The 22,252-nt window shown below is 64.9% G+C and carries 20 protein-coding genes and 1 pseudogene; 16 read left to right on the forward strand and 5 right to left on the reverse strand.

Going from position 1 to position 22,252, the window contains the following annotated elements:
- Nucleotides 1-5: 5 nt before the first annotated feature.
- Complete coding sequence (locus tag U1839_RS10220) at nt 6-899, reverse strand: S1/P1 nuclease (protein ID WP_332803528.1); 894 nt, start codon at nt 897-899, stop codon at nt 6-8.
- Nucleotides 900-1,118: 219 nt separating this feature from the next.
- On the opposite strand from U1839_RS10220, the gene trbB reads away from it, so the two are divergent.
- From trbB to U1839_RS10285, 12 genes are all read left to right on the forward strand, one after another.
- Nucleotides 1,119-2,054, forward strand: coding sequence for a P-type conjugative transfer ATPase TrbB (trbB, locus tag U1839_RS10225; protein ID WP_443030597.1), 936 nt, complete (start codon nt 1,119-1,121; stop codon nt 2,052-2,054).
- On the forward strand, nt 2,051-2,407 hold the full coding sequence (locus U1839_RS10230) for a TrbC/VirB2 family type IV secretion system protein (protein WP_332803530.1): 357 nt from the start codon (nt 2,051-2,053) through the stop codon (nt 2,405-2,407). Before trbB ends, U1839_RS10230 begins: the two co-directional genes overlap by 4 nt.
- Nucleotides 2,407-2,673, forward strand: coding sequence for a VirB3 family type IV secretion system protein (locus U1839_RS10235; protein WP_332803531.1), 267 nt, complete (start codon nt 2,407-2,409; stop codon nt 2,671-2,673). Before U1839_RS10230 ends, U1839_RS10235 begins: the two co-directional genes overlap by 1 nt.
- Before the next feature lie 8 nt (nt 2,674-2,681).
- Nucleotides 2,682-5,111 carry a conjugal transfer protein TrbE gene (trbE, locus tag U1839_RS10240; RefSeq protein WP_332803532.1) on the forward strand — a complete coding sequence of 810 codons (2,430 nt, stop codon included), beginning with the start codon at nt 2,682-2,684 and terminating at the stop codon, nt 5,109-5,111.
- Nucleotides 5,108-5,863, forward strand: a complete 756-nt coding sequence (gene trbJ / locus U1839_RS10245) for a P-type conjugative transfer protein TrbJ (RefSeq protein WP_332803533.1) — start codon at nt 5,108-5,110, stop codon at nt 5,861-5,863. Before trbE ends, trbJ begins: the two co-directional genes overlap by 4 nt.
- Nucleotides 5,864-5,872: 9 nt before the next feature.
- On the forward strand, nt 5,873-6,217 hold the full coding sequence (gene trbK-alt, locus U1839_RS10250; protein ID WP_332803534.1) for a putative entry exclusion protein TrbK-alt: 345 nt from the start codon (nt 5,873-5,875) through the stop codon (nt 6,215-6,217).
- Complete coding sequence (trbL, locus tag U1839_RS10255; protein ID WP_332803535.1) at nt 6,217-7,500, forward strand: P-type conjugative transfer protein TrbL; 1,284 nt, start codon at nt 6,217-6,219, stop codon at nt 7,498-7,500. The genes trbK-alt and trbL overlap by 1 nt, the downstream gene beginning before the upstream one ends.
- Nucleotides 7,501-7,504: 4 nt before the next feature.
- Entirely contained in the window at nt 7,505-8,188 is a 684-nt protein-coding gene (gene trbF / locus U1839_RS10260) for a conjugal transfer protein TrbF (RefSeq protein WP_332803536.1), read from the forward strand.
- Complete coding sequence (gene trbG / locus U1839_RS10265) at nt 8,185-9,189, forward strand: P-type conjugative transfer protein TrbG (protein WP_443030598.1); 1,005 nt, start codon at nt 8,185-8,187, stop codon at nt 9,187-9,189. The genes trbF and trbG overlap by 4 nt, the downstream gene beginning before the upstream one ends.
- Nucleotides 9,186-10,406 carry a TraB/TrbI/VirB10 family type IV secretion system protein gene (locus U1839_RS10270; RefSeq protein ID WP_332803538.1) on the forward strand — a complete coding sequence of 407 codons (1,221 nt, stop codon included), beginning with the start codon at nt 9,186-9,188 and terminating at the stop codon, nt 10,404-10,406. The genes trbG and U1839_RS10270 overlap by 4 nt, the downstream gene beginning before the upstream one ends.
- A gap of 2 nt (nt 10,407-10,408) precedes the next feature.
- Nucleotides 10,409-10,651 (forward strand): DUF2274 domain-containing protein, encoded by a 243-nt coding sequence (locus U1839_RS10275; RefSeq protein ID WP_332803539.1) that lies wholly within the window; start codon nt 10,409-10,411, stop codon nt 10,649-10,651.
- 726 nt (nt 10,652-11,377) lie between these two features.
- Nucleotides 11,378-12,676 (forward strand): HEPN domain-containing protein, encoded by a 1,299-nt coding sequence (locus U1839_RS10285; protein WP_332803540.1) that lies wholly within the window; start codon nt 11,378-11,380, stop codon nt 12,674-12,676.
- On the opposite strand, the gene U1839_RS10290 is transcribed toward U1839_RS10285, so the two are convergent.
- Nucleotides 12,671-13,252 carry a tyrosine-type recombinase/integrase gene (locus U1839_RS10290; RefSeq protein WP_332803556.1) on the reverse strand — a complete coding sequence of 194 codons (582 nt, stop codon included), beginning with the start codon at nt 13,250-13,252 and terminating at the stop codon, nt 12,671-12,673. The genes U1839_RS10285 and U1839_RS10290 overlap by 6 nt on opposite strands.
- Between U1839_RS10290 and U1839_RS10295 the strand changes: the two genes are divergently transcribed.
- The gene (locus U1839_RS10295; RefSeq protein WP_332803557.1) at nt 13,149-13,469 is read left to right on the forward strand and encodes a hypothetical protein; all 321 of its coding nucleotides are present in this window, start codon (nt 13,149-13,151) and stop codon (nt 13,467-13,469) included. The two genes, U1839_RS10290 and U1839_RS10295, sit on opposite strands and share 104 nt — an antisense overlap.
- A gap of 149 nt (nt 13,470-13,618) precedes the next feature.
- On the opposite strand, the gene U1839_RS10300 is transcribed toward U1839_RS10295, so the two are convergent.
- The 3 genes from U1839_RS10300 to U1839_RS10310 all read right to left on the reverse strand — a co-directional run bounded on the left by U1839_RS10300 (nt 13,619) and on the right by U1839_RS10310 (nt 16,651).
- Nucleotides 13,619-14,797: an MBL fold metallo-hydrolase gene (locus U1839_RS10300; RefSeq protein ID WP_332803541.1), complete on the reverse strand. Its 1,179-nt coding sequence runs from the start codon at nt 14,795-14,797 to the stop codon at nt 13,619-13,621.
- A 175-nt stretch (nt 14,798-14,972) separates the two neighbouring features.
- Nucleotides 14,973-15,347 carry an ester cyclase gene (locus tag U1839_RS10305; RefSeq protein WP_332803542.1) on the reverse strand — a complete coding sequence of 125 codons (375 nt, stop codon included), beginning with the start codon at nt 15,345-15,347 and terminating at the stop codon, nt 14,973-14,975.
- A gap of 14 nt (nt 15,348-15,361) precedes the next feature.
- Nucleotides 15,362-16,651, reverse strand: coding sequence for a hypothetical protein (locus U1839_RS10310; protein ID WP_332803543.1), 1,290 nt, complete (start codon nt 16,649-16,651; stop codon nt 15,362-15,364).
- Nucleotides 16,652-17,132: 481 nt separating this feature from the next.
- On the opposite strand from U1839_RS10310, the gene U1839_RS10315 reads away from it, so the two are divergent.
- The 3 genes and pseudogenes from U1839_RS10315 to U1839_RS10325 all read left to right on the forward strand — a co-directional run.
- Complete coding sequence (locus tag U1839_RS10315) at nt 17,133-18,572, forward strand: phospholipase effector Tle1 domain-containing protein (RefSeq protein ID WP_332803544.1); 1,440 nt, start codon at nt 17,133-17,135, stop codon at nt 18,570-18,572.
- A gap of 664 nt (nt 18,573-19,236) precedes the next feature.
- On the forward strand, nt 19,237-21,207 hold the full coding sequence (locus tag U1839_RS10320; RefSeq protein WP_332803545.1) for a M1 family metallopeptidase: 1,971 nt from the start codon (nt 19,237-19,239) through the stop codon (nt 21,205-21,207).
- Nucleotides 21,208-21,364: 157 nt separating this feature from the next.
- Nucleotides 21,365-22,031 (forward strand): annotated as a pseudogene (locus U1839_RS10325) (tyrosine-type recombinase/integrase); the annotation flags it as partial.
- Nucleotides 22,032-22,252 lie beyond the last annotated feature (221 nt).

The raw sequence follows: 22,252 nt of genomic DNA on the forward strand, positions 1-22,252 counted from the left end.
CGCGCTCATTCCGGAGGCGATAATCCCGTGACGCTGAGCGGTTTCATCGCTTTCTCCAGCACGAAGGCCAGGCGCACGCCTGCACGCTCGAGTTGGGTCGCCGCGGCAAGCTGCGCCGCCTCGTCATAGTCCTTGGGAAAGAGGAGGGGCGTCGGGCTCTGCTCGCACCGCGGTTGTGTAGGGAACGAATAGGCCGTCCTGAACGCGATCGCGTTGGTCTCGTGCGCCCATGAATTGAAATCGCCGGTCGACCAGGTCGCCGCCTTGTCTTGCGTGATATCGGCCGTGAGCCGCGTCAGGATCTCGCGGGCATCCTTGCCAAGCTCGCCGACGACCATGGTGTCCCAATAGCTGTGCAGATTGACCGTCCGCGAGCCGCCCAGGCTGATCAGGATGCAGTTCCCGCCATGGTCGTGATTGTCTGCGACGTGGAGCGGCTGGTGCATGTCACCGACGAAGTGCAGCACGAACTTCAGCGCCAGGATACGCTCCGGCATGGGCGTGTTCGGATCACCCAGTTCACGGGCGAAATCGGCGGCGCGGTCTATGACACAGGCCTGTTCCGGGCCAGCGCTGGCTGGCTGCGCGCTCGCCGGGTGGCCGAAGCACGCTTCGTCGAAATCGGGATGATCCTTCTCGACATCCGCGAAATGCCATTGCGACGTCTCGCGGTGATCTCGGCGGTAGACATCGGCCCATACCGCGCGTGACAGCATGTCGGACGGCGTGCTGCTGTCATGGTCCTGGGCGAGGATGGCGTCGACCTTGGCGACCGTTTCCGGGCTTAATCGCGAGCGCGCAATGGCCGCGACGAGGACATGGCCTTCGCTGCCCCAGGCAAATGCCTGAGTCGGCAGGAGAGCGAGCGCGGACAGGGCGGCGACCATGATTTTCTTCATCGCGCGACCATCGCGCGGCGCCGCGGAAACGCAAGCCTCCCGCCGATCCTTTGTCGTTCTACGCCACAGTACGACGCTCGCGCTTTGTTGTTGAACACGCGCGTTTTCTGGCTGTCTTGATCATCCCCGTCGGCCGGGCAGCGGTTGCCTGGCCCTGATGCGGGGGTCTCGATGACCGGTGCTCAGTCACGATTGGATGCGGGCGGGAGGGGTGCGCGGATGCTGCGCACCGCGCTCGGTCCATCGATCGCGGCATGGCTCGACGATGACCAGGTGATCGAGGTGATGCTCAACCCGGATGGCCGGCTGTGGGTCGATCGGCTGGGCCAGGGCATCTCGAACAGCGGTGAGCAGCTGTCGCCCGCTGACGGCGAGCGGATCGTGCGGCTGGTCGCGCATCATGTCGGTGCCGAGGTCCATGCGCGTTCGCCCCGGGTGTCCGCCGAGCTGCCGGATGGTGGCGAGCGTTTCGAGGGCCTGCTGCCGCCGATCGTAGCCGCCGCCGCGTTCGCCATCCGCAAGCCGGCCATCGCGGTGTTCAGCCTCGATGACTATGTCAAATCCGGGATCATGTCCGAGGGCGCGGCCGCTGCGCTCAAGGTCGGCGTCATCTCCAAGGCGAACATCCTTGTCGCCGGCGGCACGGGCACCGGCAAGACCACCCTGACCAACGCGCTTCTCGCCGAGATCGCCACGACCGGCGACCGCATCGTGCTGATCGAGGATACCCGCGAGCTGCAGTGCGCCGCGCCGAACCTGGTCGCGATGCGCACCAGGGACGGGGTCGCCAGTCTCTCCGAACTGGTGCGGTCGAGCCTGCGCCTGCGTCCCGATCGCATCCCGATCGGTGAGGTGCGCGGCGCCGAGGCGCTCGATCTCCTCAAGGCCTGGGGCACCGGCCATCCGGGCGGTGTCGGCACGATCCACGCGGGCAGCGCGATCGGCGCTTTGCGGCGGCTCGAGCAGCTCATCCAGGAGGCGGTGGTCGGCGTGCCGCGCGCGCTGATCGCCGACACCATCAACCTCATCGCCGTGCTGGTGCGCGACGGCCATGGCCGACTTCTTTCCGAGCTAGCCCGCGTCGAGGGCCTCGGCCCCGACGGCGATTACCGCCTGATCCCGATCACCATCCACGCACCTGGAGTAGCAGCATGACCTTGATCCTTGCCCGGCGCGCGCCCTTTGCCCACCGTTTGCGGCGGTCCGACCTGCTGGTGGCGGCCGGTGGCCTGTTCTTCGGCATCGCCGTGGCGCCACCCGCCTTTGCCGCAGGGTCTTCCATGCCATGGGAGGCGCCGCTTCAGCAGATCCTGCAAAGCATCGAGGGACCGGTCGCCAAGATCGTCGCGGTGATCATCATCATCATGACCGGCCTGACGCTCGCCTTTGGCGACACATCGGGCGGCTCGCGGCGACTCATCCAGATCGTGTTCGGCCTGTCGATCGCGTTTGCCGCCTCGTCCTTCTTCCTGAGCTTCTTCAGCTTCGGCGGCGGGGCGCTGGTCTGATGATCGCCGAACCGGTCCCCGGCTTCACCGCGCCGGTCCACCGGGCGCTTACCGAGCATATCCTGCTTGGTGGCGCGCCGCGCGCCGTGGCGATCGCCAACGGCACCATCGCCGGCGCGGTCGGACTTGGCCTGCGACTGTGGATCGCCGGCCTCGCCATCTGGGCGGTCGGTCATTTCTGCGCGGTGTGGGCCGCGCGGCGTGATGCGCAGTTCGTCGACGTCGCTCGGCGCCACTTGCGTTACCCCAACTATCTTCGCGCCTGAGGTCGGCCATGTTCTCGCTTCGCGAATATCGCCGGCACCCCGCCAGCCTCGCCGACTTCCTGCCCTGGGCCGCGCTCGTCGCCCCGGGCGTGGTGCTCAACAAGGATGGCAGCTTCCAGCGCAGCGCGCGCTTCCGCGGACCGGACCTCGATTCCGCGACACCGGCGGAACTGGTCGCGACCACCAGCCGCCTCAACAATGCGCTGCGTCGGCTCGGCTCGGGCTGGGCGATCTTCGTCGAGGCGCAGCGTCATGCCGCGCAGCATTACCCCGCCAGCAGCTTTCCCGATGCGGCGTCGGCGCTACTCGACCGGGAACGGGCTGAACAGTTCGCCGAGGAAGGCGCGCATTTCGAGAGCAGCTATTTCCTGACCCTGTTGTGGCTGCCACCGGCCGAGGATGCCGCGCGCGCGGAAGGGTGGTTGTTCGAGGGCAAGGCGGGAGGCGGTGTCGACCGGCGTGAAGCGCTCGCGGCCTTCACGGATCGCAGCAACCGCGTGCTGCAGCTGGTCGAAGGGTTCGTGCCCGAGGTGCGCTGGCTCGACGACGGCGAGACGCTGACGTTCCTGCACAGCACCATCTCGACCAAGGCGCAGCGCGTCGCGGTGCCCGAGACATCGATGCATCTCGATGCGTTGCTGGTCGACCAACCGCTCACCGGGGGACTGGAGCCGCGCCTGGGCGCGCATCATCTGCGCACCCTGACCATCACCGGATTTCCGAGCGTCACCTTTCCCGGACTGCTCGACGAGCTCAACCGGCTGGCTTTTCCGTATCGCTGGTCGACCCGTGCGATCATGCTCGACAAGACCGATGCCACCAAGCTGCTGACGAAGATCCGGCGGCAATGGTTCGCGAAGCGCAAGTCGGTCGCCGGCATCCTCAAGGAAGTGATGACCAACGAGGCGTCGACCCTGCTCGACAGCGATGCCGCCAATAAGGCGCTGGACGCCGACATCGCGCTGCAGGAGCTCGGCTCCGACATGATCGGACAGGCGCTGGTGACAGCAACCGTCACTGTGTCCGATCCCGATCCGGCGATCGCGGCCGAGAAACTCCGCCTGGTCGAGAAGATCGTTCAGGGCCGTGACTTCACGGTGATTAGCGAGAGCTTGAACGCGATCGAGGCGTGGCTCGGCGGCTTGCCCGGCCATGTCTATGCCAATGTCCGGCAGCCGCCGATCTCGACCATGAACCTGGCGCATATGATCCCGCTCTCGGCAGTCTGGGCGGGGCCGGAGCGCGACGAGCACTTGGGTGGGCCGCCGTTGTTTCTGGCACGCACCGAAGGGTCGACCCCGTTCCGGTTCGCGCTCCATGTCGGTGACGTCGGACACACGCTGATCGTCGGCCCGACCGGCGCCGGCAAGTCGGTGCTTCTCGGGCTCATGGCGATGCAGTTCCGGCGCTACACGGGCGCCCAGATCTTTGCGTTCGATTTTGGTGGCTCGATCCGGGCCGCGGCGTTGGCGATGGGCGGCGACTGGCAGGACCTCGGGCACAGCCTGCACGAGGGTGGTGGCGGTGTGCTGCTACAGCCGCTGGCGCGGATCGACGAACCTGCGGAGCGCAACTGGGCGGCCGAGTGGCTCGCCGCGATCCTCGCGGGGGAGGGCGTCGTCATCGATCCCGCGACAAAGGAGCATCTCTGGTCGGCGCTTGGCTCGCTGGCATCGGCTCCCGTCGCCGAACGTACGCTGACCGGTTTGGCCGTGTTGCTGCAGTCCCAGCCGCTCAAGCAGGCTTTGGCGCCTTATTGCGTCGGCGGGCCGTTCGGTCAGCTGCTTGATGCAGAGAGCGAGCGGCTCGGTGACGCTATGGTCCAGGCGTTCGAGACCGAAGGTCTGACCGGCTCGGCCGCGGCGCCGGCGGTGCTGTCCTACCTGTTCCACCGCATCGAAGGTCGGCTGGACGGGTCGCCGACCCTCATCATCATCGACGAGGGCTGGCTGGTGCTCGACAGTCCGGCGTTCGCACAACAGCTGCGCGAATGGCTGAAGACCCTGCGCAAGAAGAATGCGAGCGTCGTGTTTGCGACCCAGAGCCTCGCCGATATCGAAACCAGCGCGATCGCACCAGCGATCATCGAAAGCTGTCCGACGCGCATCTTCCTGCCCAACGAGCGGGCGGTCGAGCCGCAGATCAGCGCGATCTATCGGCGGTTCGGGTTGAACGATCGGCAGATCGAGATCCTCGCCCGGGCGACGCCGAAGCGCGACTATTACTGCCAGTCGCGGCGCGGCAACCGGCTGTTCGAGCTGGGGCTGGGCGAGGTCGCGCTCGCCTTCCTCGCCACCTCGTCAAAGGCCGACCAGCTGCGCATCGCCGCGCTCGGCGAGAGCCCCGACTTCCATGGTTTTGCCGATGCCTGGCTCCGCGCGCGCGGCGCGGGATGGGCGGCCGATCTTCTCCCCACCGTTCAGGAGTACCCAGCATGAGGAAAAGTGTTTCCGGAATTCGGAAGAAGATTTCCGGTGTTCTGGCCGTGGCGTTGCTCGTCAGCACCGGCCTGCCGGCTGAAGCCCAGTTCGGCGGGATCGTCTACGACCCGACCAACTATGCGCAGAACGTCCTGACCGCGGCGCGCGCGCTCGAGCAGATCAACAATCAGATCCAATCGCTGCAGAACCAGGCAACCTCGCTGGTCAACCAGGCGCGCAACCTCGCCACCCTGCCGGTGTCCCAGGTCACCCAACTTCAGGCCCAGGTCCAGCGCACGCAACAGTTGCTCGCAAACGCCCAGCACATCGCCTTCGACGTGCAGTCGGTCGATCAGGCGTTCAGCGCCAATTATCGCGGCGCCAGCATGTCGGCGTCCGATCAGGCACTGGTCGATGGCGCGCGGACCCGGTGGAGTAACTCGGTCGGCGCGTTCGAGGATGCCCTGAAGGTGCAGGCCGGCGTCGTGGGCAATATCGACGGCGCGCGGGGCACCATGAACACGCTGGTCACCGCCAGTCAGTCCGCGACCGGTGCGCTTCAGGCGGCACAGGCCGGCAACCAGCTGCTGGCGCTGCAATCGCAGCAACTTGCCGACCTCACCGCGATGATGGCGGCGCAGAGCCGTGCCCAGTCGCTCGACGCCGCGCAGCGGGCCGCGGCGCAGGACCAGGCGCGCGAGCAGTTGCGGCGGTTTCTCGCGCCAGGCGTGGGCTATCAGCCCGGCTCGGCCAGCATGTTCCACCAATAGGCCCGGGTGATGCGCACCAGCACCATCGCCCGCATGGGTGCCGTGGCTTTCGTCGCGACGGTTGTCGCAATCACCACGCTCGAGATGCGGGAAGCGCCTGCCGCGTCAGCGGCGAGTGCCCCGGTTGTCACGGTCGAGGCTCAATCCGATCCGCTGCGCGGCGCGCTGTCGCGGTGCCAGTCGATCGGGATGGCGGCGGCGCAGGACGGCGCGTGCCTGCGCGCCTGGGCCGAAAACCGGCGCCGCTTTCTGGCGCCAGGCGCACGTCCTCAGGCGATGATTGAGCCGGCGCTAGCGGACAACAGCAACGCCGCCGCGGTGAATGTCAGCGCGCCGACCGAGGAGCTACGCTGATGGGCGGCACAGGCGTCATCGACCGTTTTCTCGAGGTCTTCACCCGCTACATCGATACCGGGTTCGGCCTGCTGCACGGCGAGGTGGCGTTCATCGCGACCACCCTGATCGTCATCGACGTGACGCTCGCCGCCCTGTTCTGGTCCATGGGCGAGGGCGACGACATCATCGCCCGGCTCATCAAGAAAACGCTGTTCGTCGGCGTGTTCGCCTACCTCATCGGCAACTGGAACGCGCTCGCCAGGATCGTGTTCGAAAGCTTCGCCGGGCTCGGCCTGAAGGCGAGCGGGACCGGCTTTTCAGCCGCGCAGCTGCTGCAACCGGGCCGCGTCGCACAGGTCGGGCTCGATGCCGGCAAGCCGATCCTGGACTCGATCTCGGGGCTGATGGGTTATGTCAGATTCTTCGAGAATTTCCTGCAGATCGTCATCCTGCTGTTCGCCTGGGTGGTCGTGTTGCTGGCGTTCTTCACGCTGGCGATCCAGCTGTTCATCACCCTGATCGAGTTCAAGCTCGCCACCTTGTGCGGGTTCGTGCTGATCCCCTTCGGCCTGTTCGGCAAGACCGCGTTCATGGCCGAGCGCGTGCTCGGGAACGTCGTGTCGTCCGGCATCAAGGTCCTGGTGCTCGCCGTGATCATCGGCATCGGCTCGACCCTGTTCGATCAGTTCACGTCCGCGATCGGCACGGCCCAGCCGACCATCGAGGACGCGATGACCATCGTGCTCGCCGCTTTGACCCTGCTTGGGCTCGGCACCTTCGGACCCGGTATCGCCAACGGGATCGTCTCCGGCGGTCCGCAGCTTGGCGCCGGCGCCGCCGCCGGCACGGCGCTCGCTGCCGGCGGCGTCGTCGCCGGCGGGGCGGCGGCGGCTGCAATGGTCGGCGGTGCGGCGAGCAGCGCGGTTGCCGGTGCCGCTTCGGCCGGATCGCGCGCCATTGGCGGCGCGGCCAGCGCTTATCGCGTCGGCGCCGAAGGCAAGTCCGGCGCGGCAAGCGTTGCAGGCGGCGTGGCCAATGTCGGCCGGGCCGCCGGTAGCGCGGCAATGTCGCCCCTGCGCCGCGCGGGCGAAGCCTTGAAGGGTAGCGGGAAGCCCGAAGGAACAGGCGAAGCCCTGACGCCCGAAGGCGCCGCCCCGGCACCCGCTGGCCAGCCTGCGTGGGCCGCCGCGATGAAGCGCCGCCAGACCATGACCCATGCGGCGACCGTCGCTGCCCACACGCTGCGCTCGGGCGATGGCGGCGGCAGCGGCTCGTCGGTCGACGTCAGCGAAAAGGACTGATCACATGTTTCAACGACCCTCGGTTCGCTACGGCCAGACGCCCGAACCGGCGACACCCTATCAGCGCGCGGCCCAGGCCTGGGATGACCGGATCGGCTCGGCGCGGGTGCAGGCGCGCAGCTGGCGCTATGCCTTTTTCGGCGCGCTCGCTCTGTCGGGCGGTCTGGCCGGCGGCCTGATCTGGCAGGGAGCGCGCGGCTCGATCGTCCCCTGGGTGGTGCAGGTCGACAAGCTCGGCGCGGCCCAGGCAGTGGCGCCGGCGAGCGCGGACTACCGGCCGACCGATCCCCAGATCGCGTTCCATCTCGCGCGCTTCATCGAGGATGTGCGCGGCATCGCGACCGACCCGGTGGTGGTGAAGCAGAACTGGCTGCGCGCCTATGATTTCACGACCCAGAAAGGGGCGGTAGCGCTGAGCGACTATGCCCGCGCGAATGATCCCTTTGCCGAGATCGGCAAGGTCCAGGTCGCCGTTGATGTGTCGAGCGTGATCCGGGCATCGAACGAGAGCTTTCGGATCGCCTGGGTCGAGCGCCGCTACCAGGATGGCAGCCTCGCCGCGACCGAGCATTGGTCGGCGATCCTGACCATCATCGTGCAGCAACCGACGACCCCAGACGCCCTTCGGAAAAATCCGCTCGGGCTTTTTGTCAACGCGATCAATTGGTCGAAGGAGTTGGGATCATGAGCGCCCGCAGAATTACATTCATAATGGTTCTTTCATGCTCCACCGCACTCGCTGCCTGTGCGCATGCCGACACCCGGGCGCCGGGAATCGGCAGGGAAGAGGGAATGGCAGCGGTGCGGCAGGCGGAGCCGCCCGCGCCGGTCGAAGTGGTGGCGGTGCCCACGCCGCTGCCACTCCCCGGCCAGCTCAAGCCATTGGTCGTATCGCCGGTTCGCCACGAGCGGGGCGACCCCAAGGTTCGCGTCGGCGCGGCCAATGCCGCCGCGCGCGTGCAACCGGCGCGCGATGGATTCATGAACGCTATCCAGCTTTATCCCTGGTCCGACGGCGCGCTATACCAGCTCTACGCGTCGCCGGGGCAAGTGACCGACATCGCGCTGCAGGAGGGCGAGCAGCTGGTCGGCAACGGACCGGTTGCAGCCGGAGACACGGTGCGCTGGATCATTGGCGACACGACCAGTGGCACAGGTCCGACAACGCGCGTCCATATACTGGTCAAACCCACGCGCGGCGATCTTGTCACGAACATGGTGATCAACACCGATCGACGGACCTATCATCTTGAGCTGCGCGCGACGCCTGCGACCTACATGGCGTCGGTGTCGTGGAGCTATCCACAGGATCGGTTGATTGCGCTGCGCGGCGAGAGTGCCGCCGCGGCGAAGGCAGCGTCGGTTGCGGCGGGCGTCGACGTGTCGTCGCTCGACTTCGGCTATGCGATCGAGGGTGATCGTGCGCCGTGGCGGCCTGTGCGGGTGTTCGACGACCGCCACCAGGTGTTTATCGAATTCCCGGCCGGCGTCGCCCAGGGCGAGATGCCGCCTTTATTCGTGATCGGGGCTGGCGGCGCCGGCGAGCTGGTGAATTACCGCGTGCGCGACAATTTCATGATCGTCGACCGGCTATTCGGTGCTGCCGAACTGCGGCTCGGCGACAAGAAGAAGCAGGCGGTCGTGCGGATCAGCCGCACCGACACGCGGCGTGGGAAACCACGGTCATGAGCGAGGAAGCCGAAGCTGACGGCGCGGTTCCCGATCTTCGCCTGCGCGGCGATCCCCCGCAGGTGATGCGCCTCTCGCGCAAGGCGCTGGCGATCCTCGGTCTGGTCGGCGGGACCGCCATCGGGGGCGCGCTGCTTTATGCCCTGCAGCCGGCGCACAAGCAGGCGCCCGAGGAACTTTACAGCGCCGAGAACCATGCGACGCCGGATACCCTCGCCGGGGCGCCCAAGGACTATAGCCAGGTGCCGAAGCTCGGGCCGCCACTTCCCGGCGATCTCGGCCGGCCGATTGTGGCCGCGCAGGGGCGCGGAGTCGACGTGGCTGTCCCGTCGATTGGCGCCACGCCCCCATCGCGTGCGCCGGGCGGCGTCAATGCAGCTGATGCGGCGCGTCAGCGCGCGGGACAGGAGCGGGACAGCGCGCGCACCAGCAAGCTGTTTCTGGCGTCGACCGCCGGCTCGGCTAGTCAGGCGAGCGCTGTTGAGCCGGGACAGACCGGAGCCGGGAGGGCGATGGCCGCGTCAACGACTGCGCCTGCTGCATCGGCGGCGGCTGGCACCGGCGATGACGATCAGGCACGAAAGCGCGCGTTCCTCGCGGCCGATCCACAGCGTAATACGGTCAGCGCCGAAAGGCTGGTGTCGCCGCCATCGCCCTACACGCTGCTCGCGGGCAGCATCATCCAGGCGGCAATGATCACGGGCGTGCGGTCGGATCTGCCGGGGCAGGTCACCGCCCAGGTCGCCGCCAATGTCTATGACAGCGCGACCGGGCATCTGCTGCTCATCCCGCAAGGGTCGAAACTGATCGGCGAATATGATTCCCAGATCTCGTTCGGGCAGAACCGGGTGCTGCTCGCGTGGAACCGGCTGATCTTGCCTGATGGCAGGTCACTTGTGCTGGAACGTGAGCCCGGGGCCGATACGCGCGGCTTTGCCGGACTGCAGGACGGCGTGAACTATCACTGGGGCGGGATCGGCAAGGCAGCGTTGCTCTCGACCCTGCTCGGGGTCGGCGCCGAGCTCGGCGCGAGCGGTGATGACGCGCTGCTGCGCGCGGTGCGCCAGGGAACGTCGGACACCATCAACCAGGCCGGGCAGCAGATCGTGCGGCGGCAACTCAGCGTGCAGCCGACCCTGACCATTCGTCCCGGTTATCCGGTGCGGGTCATCGTGACGCATGACCTGGTGCTTGCGCCGGCACAGGCGGGAGTATGACGATGGGCAAGTTGCGGCTCGGCGCGATCGTCGAGGACAAGCCGGTGCGAATGACCGTCGAGCTGCCGGCAGCGCTGCACCGTGATCTGCTCGCTTATGCGGCGATGCACGGTGAAGAAAATGGGCAGCCGCACCAGCCTCCCGAGCGACTGGTGGCGCCGATGCTGGCGATGTTCATGGGCAGCGACCGCGCCTTTGCGAAGGGGCGTCGGCGTGACGTCACAGGTGACGGGGTTGGAGCCTGACCGGTGTTGGGCTCGTGCCTGGGTCTCCGCGATTCGATGCAGATTTCCTATTCCTTGCCAGTCCGCCGAACGGCGCTACCATGCCGGTCGGAACGGGCGGTCAAGCTTGATGGGCCTTGCGTCGCTGTCCGTTTCAGCAACGCCGGAGGGACAACATATGTACGGTAAGCTTTTGATTGCGGTCGGTGCTACGATGCTGGTTGCGGCGCCTTCCTATGCCGCTGCGGCCCGATGCCACGGACCAAACGGCAAGTTCATCAAGTGCCCGCCGGCGAAGCCCGCGCCGGCAGCGCGCTGCCGCAATGCGCAGGGCCATTTCGCCAAGTGCGGGACGCCTGGCACGCATCCGGCCTGACGGGCGATCGACCGCAGTTACCGGGATCCGGCCTCGCCATCTTGCCCGTTGGCGAGGCCTTTTCTGTGACAGTGCCCCAAGCGCCTGAGAGTCGAGGGCAGGGCGAACAGGTCGCGCCAGCGCAGGCACCAGAAGACCGGGCCATCGATGCGGGCGAGGATGCCTGCTAGGAAGATGGTCGTCGCAGGTGACTATGTTGGATTTGGTGCCTCGCGCCTTTGGCGCGACCGCCGCTCTATGCCGCTTGCGCGGCACCGATTCTCGCGAGCGAGTCTCGGCCGGAGGTTGCGATCGGACTGGCGGGAGGGAAGGGGTCAGTTGTTCAGACGTTCGCGGCAGACGGCTTCGACCAGCGATTGGAGCTTGGCGACATGCTCGGCGAGCCACGCGAGTTCCTCGTCGGTGATGACGTAATGGGGCGAGTAGCGCGCGTTGACATACGCCTGGCGGAGCAGTTCGAAGCAGCGGCGGCTGAACCGGTCGTCGCGTGGCCAGGCTTCGATCAGGGCGGGGGCGACCTGCTCGCATTGCGAGCGGAGGAAATTGAGGCGGTGGGATTTGGGGCTTTATGCCGCGCGGCGGACTATGCCGAGCGTGATTGGCTTTTCGTGCTTCCCCAACGCCTTGGCGGGGATCGGCGCGGCATAGTTTCCAGCGGCTTTGCCGGTGACGCGGGGACGCAATTGCGTCGCGGCGTGCATCGGAGGCTTGCCAGTTGCCTCGGAGACCGCGAGAATCCGGTGATGCGCAAAGACGTCGATCATCTGCCGTCGATCCAACAGAACGAGCTGGCGCGCGTGCGGCAGACGTTGATGGACGAATTTGCCGTCGCGATCGCCGGCGCGACGCAGCCGTGGAAAAAGAACGGCACGATCCAGAAAATCATCCTGTTTGGCAGTTACAGCCGCAGCGACTGGGTCGATGAGGCTGCGACCGGATATCAATCCGATTTTGATATCCTGGTCATCGTGAGTCACAAGAATCTCACCGATATCGCCGAGTACTGGTACGTGGCGGAGGACAAGATCCAGCGCGACCCTGCGATCGGCCGTCCGGTCAACATCATCGTCCACACGCTCGACGAGGTGAACGACGGCCTCACGCGCGGCGCATATTTTTGGGTCGATATCGCACGCGACGGGCGCGCTCTTTACGAGCTGCCCGGCGTTGCGCTGGCGACGCCCAAACCGCTGACGGCGGTGGACGCCTACGAGATGGCTTCAAAATACTTCGACGAGAAACTCGGCGACATCGACGTGTGGCTTGAAACTGCGTCGGCGCAGCAGGCACGAACGGACGATCCAACCAGATATCGGCGACACGCGGCCTTCAACCTGCATCAGGCTGCGGAGACGGCGTACACCTGCTTCCTGCTTGTGCGTTGCCACTACGTGCCTCGCTCCCACAATCTGAAGTTCCTGCGGTCGCTGGCCGAGGACAAGGAGCCACGCCTCGTTGACAGCTGGCCGCGAGAGACCAAGCTTGACCGGCGCCGCTTCGAGCTTGCGAAACGTGCGTACGTCGAGGCTCGTTACTCGACCAATTACGAGATCGGCGCCGACGATCTCGTGGCCATCACGAACGCGGTGCGCGACCTTCGCGACCGGGTCGAGGCAGTGTCGCGCGACTGGCTCGATGTGCTGCGCGAGAAGGCCGGGATCGCGTCATAAGCCATCCAGGAAGGCGAGCAGCCGGTCACCGGGCTTGTGCCGCCCGACCTTCTGCCCGGTGAACGGCTTGACCTTGGCCAGTGCCGCCTCCTTCAGCGCGAGGTGGGCGTGCAGATAGACCTGGGTCGTCTTGATGGACTCGTGCCCGAGCCTCAGCGCGATCACCGAAATATCGACCTCCGCCTGGAGCAGTTCCATTGCCGCGCTATGCCGCAGGACGTGCGGCGTGACCCGCTTGCGCCGGAGCGACGGACATAGCTGCGCCGCGGTCGCTACATGCCGGGCGAACAATCCCTGCACGGCGTCTGGGCTCAGAGCGCCGCCATGGATGTTGGGGAACAGCTTCGTCGAGCCGCGTTGTCCCGCCTCCTTGAGCCAGGCCCGCAGTGCATGGAGCGTCTGGCCGGTGAGCGGGGTGCAGCGCTCCTTGCGGCCCTTGCCGAGACATTGAACGTGCGCGCCGGCGCCCAGATTGAACGTGCGCGCCGGCGCCCAGAACGACGGCGCCCTGTTCGAGCTGGACGATCTCCGACAGCCGCAGGCCTGTCTGCACGGCGAGGTGGAGCAGCATGTGATCGCGGCGACCGATCCAGCTGCTCCGGTCGCGCGCGGCCAGGATCGCGTTGATCTCGCTTCGGGTGAGGAAATGCACCTCGCGCTTGTCGTGGAGCTTGCCGGGGATCGCGAGCACGCGCTGGATCTGCCCGGCATAGGCGGGCTCCTCGAGTGCGGCGTAACGGAAGAATGCTCGGATCGCGGTGAGGCGTACCTGCCGCAGCTGGCTCTCGAGTAAGCCCGCGCGATCGATGGGTCGGTCGAAATGACCCAGTTGTGGACGCTGGGTCCGTTTTCTCCCCATCGCAACTGCGGACGCTTGTTCATTTGAGGCGAACGGCTGGTTCCGCTCGCCGTTGAGATGCCACCGGCGCTATAATAAGTCCGCTATTTGCCCGGCTCCACCGCGAGTTGTCCCGACGAGTCCGCATCGACGGTGATGTCTCCATCCCACCCCGTGCCATAGATAGCCCGGGTCATGACCACGGGTTTGAACGACTTCACCGCGTCAGCGACGAGCACCGTCGCGGGCGTCGTCCGTTCACCGGACACACCCGCGACCAGCAGATCGACGGCCTGCTTGCGTGGATGGCCATAGGCCCAAGCCGTCCATTGCGCCTGTATATTGCTGTGACCCATCTCCATCACGGCGATCTTCGGCGTCATCGCGTCGACCAACTCCTTGCTGGTGCCATTGTACGAACCGTGATGGCCGACGGTGTAGACATCTACGTCGAGCGTCGCGGTGCCGGCGTAATGCTGCACCATGGTTTCTAGAGCGGTGTCTTCCATGTCCCCGGTGAACAGGAAGGACGATTTGCCATAGTCGAGCCGAATGACGATGCCCTTGTTGTTGCCGTTGTCAAACTCGCCATCGGGCCAACCGGGATTAACGGCGTAGCTGCCCGACAGGACATGGAATTGCGGATCCCCATCCGAGCAATTTACTGGATCGATGACGGCATTCGTCAGCCCGCCTGCACCTGCGGCGAGCACCATGTCCTCGGTCACGCCGAGAGCGGAGATCGCTGGGGTCGCGGCAGCGGCATATCCAGCCATCCATTTGGCGTTCGCGCTGCCGGACCCGGTAAGCACACCGTTATGAACATAACCGCCGATGTGGAACGATTGGGCGACGAGCTTCAGGTTCGAGTTGTGATCGATATGGGTATGGGTAACGAAGATCGTCGCCAGCGTTCGGTGCAGATCGGGGCGACGTGCGAAAAATGCTTCGAGATATGCCATCAGGTGTGCGGAGGCCTGGTCGCCGCGGCCACCGGAATCAATCAGCACGGCACCGCAGGAGAATTCGAGCAGCGCCGATGCGCCCTGGTCGACATCGATATAATGGACCGCCATCTTGCCAGTAGCAGGGGTGACGACGCCGACCAGCGGCTGGTCTGGTTCGCGCTCGACATAGGTGGAATAGATCCAGGCCGTCTGGCCGCCAGCGAGCGCGACGTGATAATAGCCGCTCTGCTTGGCGCCATCGTCGAGGAGCGCGAACTTTTCGCCGATGTCGGGGTAACGGATCGCCGCGGCCTTGCGCGAAGGAGCGGCGCGCAAGGTGACGTGCCGCTTGACCTCGACCTGATCCGCGAATGCCGGCGTGCTTGCGAGCAAGCCGCCAAGCAGCAGCAACGCGAGCCAAATCGACCTGAAGCCCGTTCCCGACATCGTCATTCCCCCCAACCTTCATTCACCTTGGTAACGGCCGCTCGAAGCGATCCGTCCGCGCCCCTCAGTCGGGCGTGAAGTCGGCCATGCCGCCGCCCGACTGGTCGTTGCTGATCGCCTGTCCCGCGACGAACACCAGAATGTTGGTTCCGATGATATGCCCGGCGGGCCGCCCCGTCGCGGCGGGAATCAGCATGCGCCAGCGCAGCGCGACCTTGTCGTCCTCGGCAAGGATCGCCTCGATGATGAAGCGCAGCCCCGGAAACTGGGTCAGCAGGCCGGTCACCCAGGCCTTGGTCCCGGCCGGCGGGCTGGGATGGCCGTTATAGGCATAATCGGGACTGAGCAGTTCATCGACCACCCCGAGATTGCCCTGGTTGAAGGCCTCCTCGAAGAAGCGGACGGTCAGCGCCTTGTTCTCGTCTGAAGTCTCGGACATCGCTTCTTCTCCTGTTAGTGGCCCATGCACGGGGGCGACCCGGCCGGGACGGCGCCGCGCAGGCCGTAGACCGAGGTCACGCGCTCGCCCTTCCAATATTGCCCGGCATAATAGCCGCCGGTGTCGATCGACTTGGCCTCGAGATAGTTCTGGATGCTGCCCGCCAGTTGCAGCGAATTGTCGAGCGGCGCCGTGCCCTTGTCGAACGAATCCGTCGGCCCGAGATTGCGGAACCACCGCCACCATTGCGGATCCTCGCAGGTAAGCGGCCGGCCGTCGATCCTGGTGAAGGCCGGCAGAATGTTCGAGGCGGCGGGATATTGCGCGGTCGAGTGGCACGATTTGCAGGACGACAGTGCATTGTCGACCGGTCCGCTCAGGCGCAGGCCGAAGCCGAGATGCATCGGCGGCAATTCGCGCGTGTTGGGGTTGATCACGCTTTCCTTGAGATCCGGGTTGATGATCGTTCGGGTGGGCGCGGCATTGCCTTCGAGATGTGTGCGGACGTCGGGGTCATTGCCCCATTGCAGGCCCATGGGAATAAGGTTGCGCCACAGGTTCTTGTTGGCGAGCGCTCCGTTGTAAACGAACGTTCCGAAGACCCAGCCGCCGGTCGCCTTGGCCCGGTCGTCACGGACCATGATGTCCATTTGAACGAGATGGACCGTCGTCACATGGCGCGGCGCCGGCGCCGGTGCCCCGAACGAATATTTGGCATAGGCCAGCCAGTCGAGCGGGTTGGACAGGAAGGTTGCCTGTGCCGGCGGCGCCGTCGTGAACAGAAGTTTGGCGACGACCGTACCGACCGGGAAACCGCCGCGCAGCCCGTCGGCCCGCGGGCCGTTGGCGTCAGGCCAGACCCTGCCGATCCCGTAGCCGCCACGATCATTATAGAAACCCACGGCGTAGGTTGCCCAGGTGTCCTTCTGTGCAGGACCAAGCGTGAAGGGGGCTGAAGGGCCCTCGGCGGTCAGGCCATGAAGACCTTCGCGACCGTTATCACCCCAATGCTGCCACGGCACATGGTACCAGCGACGGATCTTGTTATCTTCGAGGAAGAACGCCTCCGAGACAGGCCGGTTCTCGATATTGCCTTCCATGATATAATCGAACACCGCGTTCGAATAGCCGCGCCAGTCCTTGGCATAGTCGATGGAGAGGATATTCGAGACGGCCGGCTCCATCGCAGGCAGCGCGGAGGGATAGTCCTGGCTCAGGCGAAATGTCCGCGAGGGATGAAACTCACCTGGTGGCGGCAGGTGGCCAAAATCGGCGAAGCGCGCGAATGGCGCTGCTTGCGCCACCGGCGACGCACGATGCGAGCTTGGGGTTCGGCCAGCGATCGCCCAGCTGCAACACAAGGCAAGCCCAGCAAATGCTGGCACTGCAGCTAGTCTCCACTTGTTTGACATGGCGCCCCTTCCTGATGGACTATTTACAAGAGTCCTGTTCGAGCGATTATGGGCCAAGAATAATTCTTCACAACAGGAGACGTATCCGAATCGGATCGATATTCCGATTGGCTACTTTTTTCACGAGATTTAGGCATCCGGCGCACTCTTCGATATGCCGTTGCACAGATCTCCACACTATACACGATCCCGATCGTGGTTTAGCGGTGTTCCAATGATATATTTTGATGGGATCGAAGGTCAAAGGCCGACAACCGCGGTGTCTACAGTGTCTCGATAGAATGCCGGTTTGGTTTCCAAGCAAGACGGGGCCGATTGTTTCGTTCTTACCGCGCTCGGTCAAGGCACTCAGATTTTATCAGGAAGGGAGCCTGTGGCAGAGGACGTTCAGCCAGTTACGTTAGAGGCCAATGAAAAGGGGCCCATCGTCCCAAAGCGCCTCGTCTTCTGCTTCGACGGAACTTGGAACAGATTGGATGCCCTCACACCGACCAACGTCGTCCTGACTGCGGAGAGCGTTCTGCCAATTGCCCACGATGGCAAAAGTCAGGCCATCTTTTATAACGAGGGGGTCGGTACACGGCGGCTGGAGCGACTGACCGGCGGCGTGTTCGGCGCGGGCCTCGTCGAGAATCTCGGCAATGCGTATCGCTTCCTCACCTTCAATTACACGCCAGGCGACGAAATCTTTGTATTCGGGTTCTCCCGCGGCGCGTTCACCGCGCGTTCGTTCGTCGGCTTGTTGCGCAACTGTGGCATCGTTGCTCGGTCCCATGCCGGCCGGATAAACGAGGCGGTCAAATTCTACCGTGACCGCACAGCGAGCAGCCACCCAGATTCGCCTGAGAGTCGTCATTTCAGGGCAGGTGTCTCACCCAATGTGACCACCGAGGAAGGTGAGGATGCATGGCGCGCCGCCAATTTGGCTGGCTACAAGCCCGGCGCGGCGCCTTTGCTGAAAGTGCGCTATGTGGGTGTGTGGGATACGGTGGGCGCGCTTGGCGTTCCGGCACGCTACCGGCTGCTGACATTCCTCGATCGCCAGTTTCATTTCCACGATACCGGTCTCACCTCGATGGTTCAGTCAGGTCGCCATGCGGTAGCGATAGATGAACATCGCGCCGACTTCGTGCCGACGCTGTGGGGAGGCCTCGACGTACTTAATGCGGCAGCCGGATCTACTTCGCAGGCGTCCGACGCGCCGTATCAGCAGAAATGGTTCCCCGGGGTGCATTGCGGCGTGGGTGGCGGGGGTGACCTGCGCGGTCTGTCTGACCAGGCCTTGTCGTGGGTTTGGGACGGTGCACAGCGGGCGGGGCTGGGGCTGGACTCATCTCCCGGCTCGCGGATCTATGAGCTGTTACCGGACGCGACGTCCGCGCTGTCTCCGTTTGTCCTTGATCGGCTGTCCTGGTTCAAGCGGGCCAAGGCACGCGTCATGGATACTCTGTGGCGTCGAGTGGATCGGGTCGGCCCGACGGATCTGAACGACGTTTCGAGCTCGGCGGCGCGGCGGTGGCAATTGGATGCCAATGCGTTGCCGGAAAAAGTAGAGTATCGACCAGCGCCGTTGCTCAAGGTCAAGGATGCTTTGGATGCCGTTCCGCCGCTGCCGCCCGTCCCGGTACTTGGAACCTTCGATGTCATTCAGGTGAAGGCCGGGGAGAGCCTGAGTAGGATCTCGAGGCGACTCTATGGCTCGTTTGCCCGGACTGACGAGATATTCGCCATGAACCGTGATCGGCTCGACGAGCCGGACAAGGTGTATGTCGGCATGCCATTGCGCGTTCCCAAAATTCCGGCGGACACCTAGCGTTGCCTGCGACCACCGGCGTGCCTGTCCGCTTCCCATCCTGATTCAACGAGATTCGAATCTCCGGCAAGACTGCGGCTCAGTTTGACGGAGTTCTATGATGATTGTTCTCGATGCCCCGCTGGTGCTCGCGATCGCGGCGCTGATCACGAGTGTGTCCGGGTTGGTTTGGTCGGTGCGCAGACGGCGGTGATTGAAATCGGCGTGGGCGCGTTCGAGGAGCTGACAATGGCCGCTGGGCCGACTGGCCGCTATCGGCGCTGGGTCGGGCAAAGCTGCTGTCCAACAGGCGAGCGCTCGACTGTTAACTGAGTTGCGGAATCTGGACCGCCAGAACCGGAAAGCGCGCAAAATTCAGCAAGCCGCGGAAGACGCAAAGACCCAATCCCCGCCATTCCCGGCGCCTGCTCGTCTCCCCAACTTCTGCCCCTCATTCATGTTCGATGCTGACGAGGAAACTCGGTCTAAACGACCCATATTGTCGGCGTCGATTGATCGCTGAACGGCACTGCCTTGTGGAATACGGACCGGCAGCTTTCAGCGCCGAAGGCGCAAAGCCGGCCTTGTGCTGAGGACTTGATCGACATCCGGATTTGCGGACATTGTCCGCTATCAATGCGCCGCTGAATGGTCATGATGCGCGCACGATCAGTCTGGAGAATCGATGAGACATCATTTTTCGCAGGCGATTCTGCGTTCCACCTGCGCTGCCGCCGCACTGTGCGCGGTTCCGGTGCGGGCCGCCGACTTCGACCCGAAGGCCGCCTTTGCCGCGCAACCGCTGCCGGACGGCGTGAACGTCTATCGCTCGTCCAACGGCGCGCCCGGACCAGGTTACTGGCAGAACCGGGTCGACTACGCGATCATCGCGCGGATCGACGCCACAACCATGACGCTGACGGCCACCGAAACGGTCGATTACACCAACAACAGTCCCGACGCCCTGCCGAGCCTGTGGATGCAGCTCGACCAGAATATCTACCGTCCGGATTCACGCGCGGCGACGGTGGGCGGACGGCGGAAGGGCGGCAGCGGGGGCCAGCATAGCGACGGCTATGCCATCGCGTCGGTGGAAGTGCTGCGCGGCAAGGCCTGGGTGAAAATCCCGTTCATCGTCTCCGATACGCGCATGAACCTGCGGCTCGACCAGCCGCTCAAGGGCGGCGGGACGAAGCTGAAGTTCCGCATCGCCTTCCATTATACCATTCCTGGCGTGTGGGGCGGGCGCAACTCGTGGCTCGACACGCCGAACGGGGCGATCTTCGATATCGCCCAGTGGTTCCCGCGAATGGCCGTCTATGACGATCTGCGCGGCTGGGACACGCTCCCCTATCTCGGGTCCGAATTCTACTGTGAATATGGTGATGTGGATTACGCGGTCACCGTGCCCGCCGACATGATCGTCGCCGGCGGCGGCGTGCTGACCAATGCGGTGGAAGTCCTGACACCGCTCCAGCGCGCGCGCCTCGCCAAGGCGGCTGGGAGCGACGCCACAGTGATGATCCGCACGCCTGACGAAGTGACGCGCGACAGCACCCGTCCCGCGGCGAAAGGCGAAAAGACCTGGCGCTATCACTTCGCCAATACCCGCGACGTGGCCTTCTCCGCCTCGCGTGCGTTCGTGTGGGACGCGGCGCGGATGAACCTGCCCGGCGGCAAGACCGCGCTGGCGGAAAGCGTCTATCCGATCGAGAGTGCCGGTGACGCCGGCTGGGGGCGGTCGACGGAGTATTTGAAGGATTCAGTCGAGCGCTTCTCGCAGCATTGGTTCACTTATCCCTACCCGACCGCGTGGAGCATCGCCGGCGGTTCGACGGGCATGGAATATCCGGGAATGGCGTTCGACGGCATTCCGGATAAGGGCAAGGAGCTGTTCTGGATCACAGCGCACGAGATCGGCCACACCTGGTACCCTATGGTCGTGGGCTCGAACGAACGCCGCGACGCCTGGATGGACGAGGGCTTCAACACCTTCATCGACACCTTCGAAAGCGACGAGTTCAAAAACGGTGTGTTCGGCCCCAAGCGCGACAGCGAATATGCTCCGGGCGGCGGCAATCCGGTGGACGAGATCCTGCCGCTGCTGGCCGACAGGGATGCGCCGCCGATCATGAGCTATCCGGATGTTATGGGCGAAAAATACCGCCATTCGGTCAGTTATTTCAAGACCGCGTTGGGGTTGCGCCTGTTGCGCGACGTCGTCCTTGGCCCGGACCGGTTTGATCCTGCCTTCCGCAAATATACCGCCGACTGGGCGTTCAAACATCCCAGCCCCTCCGACTTCTTCCGCGAGATGTCGAGCGAATCGGGCGAAGACCTCAGCTGGTTCTGGCGCGGCTGGTTCTTCAACAACTGGCAGCTCGATCTGGCGGTGACGAACATTGCCTATACCGATGGCGACCCGGCCAAGGGTGCCAGCATCACGCTTGAGAGCCGTGACAAGCTGGTCATGCCGGCGGTGCTGGAGGTGAAATATGCCGACGGCCATACCACGCGGATCAAGCTGCCCGTCGAAACATGGATGCGGATCAAGCCCGTCATCGCGGCGCCCGCCGGCCGCATATCATCAGTCATGCTGGACCCCGACCATCTTTTGCCGGACCGTGACCGAAGCAACAACGGCGTGGTGCCTTGAGGCAACGGGGAAAGTCCGCTCAACTGCATCGAAGACCCAATGGACAAAGCCGCTGCGCGGCAGTGGTGTTGTTGGTGAGGTAGCGCGTCTGCGCTGAATTTTGGCCCTGCGGTGACGGTGGCGGACGATGGAGTTCCTTCAACGAGAGGAACTTCCCATGGCTACTCAATCGATCGACCGATCCGTCACCCCGCTACGTCAGCGCATGCTCGACGACATGGCGATACGTGCGATGGGCGCGCGGACCCAGCACGACTATGTCCGCGACGTCCGCGCCTTCGCGGCTTTCCTCGGGCGCTCGCCCGACACCGCCACCGCCGAGGACGTGCGGCGCTTCCAGCTTCACCAGCGCGAGCACGGTGTCGGCGCTGCGCTTCCTGTTCGACGTGACGCTTGATCGATCCGATCTGTCGCGCCGCCTGGTGTTGGCGCGTCGGCCCAGGAAGCTGCCCGACGTGCTGAGCGTCAAGGAGGTGGCGCAACTGCTCGAGGCGGCGCCGGGCATCAAGTCCCGGGCGGCGCTGGGCGTGGCCTATGGCGCGGGCCTGCGTGTGTCGGAGGTCGCGCACCTCAAGGTCGACGATATCGACAGCAAGCGGATGCTGCTCCGGATCGAGGAGGGCAAGGGACGCAAGGATCGTAACGCCATGCTCTCGCCGCAGCTGCTCGAGTTGCTCCGGCTGTGGTGGCGCGAAGGCAAGCGGCGCAGCGTCCTGCTACCGCACGGCTGGCTGTTCCCCGGGCGTAGCTACACCGATCCGGTCTCGACCCGGCAACTCCACCGTGCGGTCTGCGAGGCGGCCGATACCGCCGGGATCCGTCGAGGAAAGGCCGCCGGCCGGCAGTTGAATGCTTTCAGATGTTCACGTCCCGACTATCGACGCTAGAAGCGGCCGGAACCGCCCTTCACCCGGCGCACCGCCGACTTATACCAACGGCCTTAAAGATTGACCTGTGCCCAGCTTCGCGTTGTGACAGAAGCAACGCGGGCGAGGTCGTTGGCGAAGAAATTCCAGGCATCGCAACATTTTGAGACGACATGATC

The organism is Parasphingomonas halimpatiens (assembly GCF_036663795.1).
GTDB lineage: Bacteria > Pseudomonadota > Alphaproteobacteria > Sphingomonadales > Sphingomonadaceae > Sphingomonas.

Excerpts from the sequence above, each read along its gene's own strand:
- U1839_RS10220 (WP_332803528.1), bottom strand. The coding sequence starts at position 899 with ATGAAGAAAATCATGGTCGCCGCCCTGTCCGCGCTCGCTCTCCTGCCG.
- trbB (WP_443030597.1), top strand. The coding sequence starts at position 1,119 with ATGCTGCGCACCGCGCTCGGTCCATCGATCGCGGCATGGCTCGACGAT.
- U1839_RS10230 (WP_332803530.1), top strand. The coding sequence starts at position 2,051 with ATGACCTTGATCCTTGCCCGGCGCGCGCCCTTTGCCCACCGTTTGCGG.
- U1839_RS10235 (WP_332803531.1), top strand. The coding sequence starts at position 2,407 with ATGATCGCCGAACCGGTCCCCGGCTTCACCGCGCCGGTCCACCGGGCG.
- trbE (WP_332803532.1), top strand. The coding sequence starts at position 2,682 with ATGTTCTCGCTTCGCGAATATCGCCGGCACCCCGCCAGCCTCGCCGAC.
- trbJ (WP_332803533.1), top strand. The coding sequence starts at position 5,108 with ATGAGGAAAAGTGTTTCCGGAATTCGGAAGAAGATTTCCGGTGTTCTG.
- trbK-alt (WP_332803534.1), top strand. The coding sequence starts at position 5,873 with ATGCGCACCAGCACCATCGCCCGCATGGGTGCCGTGGCTTTCGTCGCG.
- trbL (WP_332803535.1), top strand. The coding sequence starts at position 6,217 with ATGGGCGGCACAGGCGTCATCGACCGTTTTCTCGAGGTCTTCACCCGC.
- trbF (WP_332803536.1), top strand. The coding sequence starts at position 7,505 with ATGTTTCAACGACCCTCGGTTCGCTACGGCCAGACGCCCGAACCGGCG.
- trbG (WP_443030598.1), top strand. The coding sequence starts at position 8,185 with ATGAGCGCCCGCAGAATTACATTCATAATGGTTCTTTCATGCTCCACC.
- U1839_RS10270 (WP_332803538.1), top strand. The coding sequence starts at position 9,186 with ATGAGCGAGGAAGCCGAAGCTGACGGCGCGGTTCCCGATCTTCGCCTG.
- U1839_RS10275 (WP_332803539.1), top strand. The coding sequence starts at position 10,409 with ATGGGCAAGTTGCGGCTCGGCGCGATCGTCGAGGACAAGCCGGTGCGA.
- U1839_RS10285 (WP_332803540.1), top strand. The coding sequence starts at position 11,378 with ATGCTCGGCGAGCCACGCGAGTTCCTCGTCGGTGATGACGTAATGGGG.
- U1839_RS10305 (WP_332803542.1), bottom strand. The coding sequence starts at position 15,347 with ATGTCCGAGACTTCAGACGAGAACAAGGCGCTGACCGTCCGCTTCTTC.
- U1839_RS10320 (WP_332803545.1), top strand. The coding sequence starts at position 19,237 with ATGAGACATCATTTTTCGCAGGCGATTCTGCGTTCCACCTGCGCTGCC.